The organism is Microbacterium sp. ZXX196 (genome assembly GCF_009709595.1).
Lineage (GTDB): Bacteria > Actinomycetota > Actinomycetes > Actinomycetales > Microbacteriaceae > Microbacterium > Microbacterium excoecariae.
In genome coordinates, this window is the sequence record NZ_WMEE01000108.1 from 1 (window position 1) to 280 (window position 280).

General features: G+C 45.4%; 1 pseudogene. It reads right to left on the reverse strand.

The features are described from left to right. Positions 1 to 280: pseudogene (locus GJQ66_RS12445) on the reverse strand (SPOR domain-containing protein); the annotation flags it as partial.

Genomic DNA, 280 nt, shown 5'->3' on the forward strand with positions numbered 1-280 from the left:
AGTCTCGGGTACTGCTTGCTCAGGAATCGGCGTAACTTGTTGCTGTGGTAACAGATCGTAGAAACGATAGTCATGATTGGTTTCTTCTTCCTGATAATGCGGCGAAGTCACTTCATTTTTAGTTGAAACAGGCTTCCACGGTTTCCAAAGCATCAACACCACGGCGATGCACATCAGAGCTAAAATAGCCACCAATGTCCCTAACCACTTTGGAATCAGTGATTTTTTGGGTTTATTTGGTCGCTCAGATACACCGCGCTGCGTTTTTCCAAACACGTGA